Genomic DNA, 1,583 nt, shown 5'->3' with positions numbered 1-1,583 from the left:
AGCTTGGCGTTTAACCTGCTGGCCCGGTTAGCTGCGGATTCGATCGGGAAGCACACTGTGCACCGTGGACAGTGAGCGGCCTTGGCGTGATCATGGTGTTGCTGAGACATCAATGATCGACACCAAGGCCGTGAGGATGAGTGTGCTGGATGACGCTGCCCGCGTCGAGGCTTTAGCGGTGCTGTCCACGTTCCGGACCGAGTTCTACCGCTGTCTGACCGCCCGCGCTGACGCCCTGTTCGAGGTGACTGACGCGTTGTTGTGCACGGACGGGCCGGTCAGGTCGCTGGTTGATCTGGTGTTGGCGCCCGAGCACCGCCGCGGTCACGGCGGAATGTACGACGGGTTGAACTGCGGACGCGTCGATGTCGCGCGGCTGCGCCGCGCCGTGGCGGGCCTGCCGGTGCCGCGGGCCGCCGACGGGCGGATCGTTCTCGCTGTCGACGTCAGCCCGTGGTTGCGCTCCGACGCCCAGACCAGCCCGGACCGGCTGTTCTGCCACGTCTACGGCCGCGGCAAGGGCCAGGCCCAGCTGATCCCGGGCTGGCCGTACTCGTTCGTCGCGGCCCTCGAAGCCGGCCGGACCTCGTGGACAGCGATCCTCGACGCCGTACGGCTCGGCCCGACCGACGACGCGGCCGCCGTCACCGCCGACCAGCTACGCGCCGTCGTGCAACGCCTCATCGCCGCCGGCCACCACGCACCGGGCGATCCGCGGATCCTGATCGTGTGCGACGCCGGCTACGACATCCCCCGCCTGGCGTTCCTCCTCGCCGACCTGCCCGTGGACCTGCTCGGACGGCTGCGCTCGGACCGGGTGATGGCACTGCCACCACCCCCACGGCTACCCGGAACGACGGGCCGGCCACCCAAACACGGCCCCGAACTGGCCCTCGCCGACCCCGACACCTGGCCGGCGCCGCAGACCGTCACCACCACGCAGACCGCCCGATACGGCACCGCCACCGCGACCGCCTGGGACCGGGTCCACCCGAGGCTGACCCGCCGCACCTGCTGGCTCGACCACCACGGCGACCTGCCGATCATCGAAGGCACCCTGATCCGGCTGCAGGTCGACCACCTGCCCGGCGACCGCCAACCGAAACCGGTCTGGCTGTGGACCTCCATCACCGCGGCCACCGCCGCAGACGTGGACCGCAGCTGGCAGTCCTACCTGCGCAGATTCGACCTCGAACACACCTTCCGGCTACTCAAACAGACGCTGGGCTGGACCCGGCCCAAGATCCGCACACCCGACGCGGCCGACCGGTGGACCTGGCTGGTCATCGCCTGCCACACCCAGCTACGCCTCGCCCGCGGACTCGCCACCGACCTCCGCCGGCCCTGGGAACGACCCGCCGACCCAGACCGACTCACCCCAGCCCGCGTCCGCCGCGGGTTTCGCCACATCCACCCAAAGACCACCCATCCCGCCAGTGCACCGAAACCCGGCAAGCCAGGACCCGGACGACCCCCAGGCTCGAAGAACCGACAACCCGCGCCCAGCTACGACGTCGGGAAGACCGTGAAACGCGCCCTATCCATCACCGAACGACGAAAGCAGACGGGTTAAACGCCAAGCT

The 1,583-nt window shown here is 69.8% G+C and carries 1 protein-coding gene; it reads left to right on the top strand.

The annotated features are described in order from the left end of the window. The first annotated feature begins 136 nt into the window (after positions 1-136). Positions 137-1,573, top strand: a complete 1,437-nt coding sequence (locus DKT69_RS06390; RefSeq protein ID WP_109800652.1) for an NF041680 family putative transposase — start codon at positions 137-139, stop codon at positions 1,571-1,573. Positions 1,574-1,583 lie beyond the last annotated feature (10 nt).

Origin of the sequence: Micromonospora sicca (assembly GCF_003172935.1) — a bacterium.
Lineage (GTDB): Bacteria > Actinomycetota > Actinomycetes > Mycobacteriales > Micromonosporaceae > Micromonospora > Micromonospora sicca.
Note: the sequence above shows the minus strand (reverse complement) of the source record. Positions and strands in the feature narration are given on the sequence as shown.

What these genes read in the sequence shown, in the direction of transcription:
- DKT69_RS06390 (WP_109800652.1), top strand. Translation starts at nt 137, where the DNA reads ATGAGTGTGCTGGATGACGCTGCCCGCGTCGAGGCTTTAGCGGTGCTG.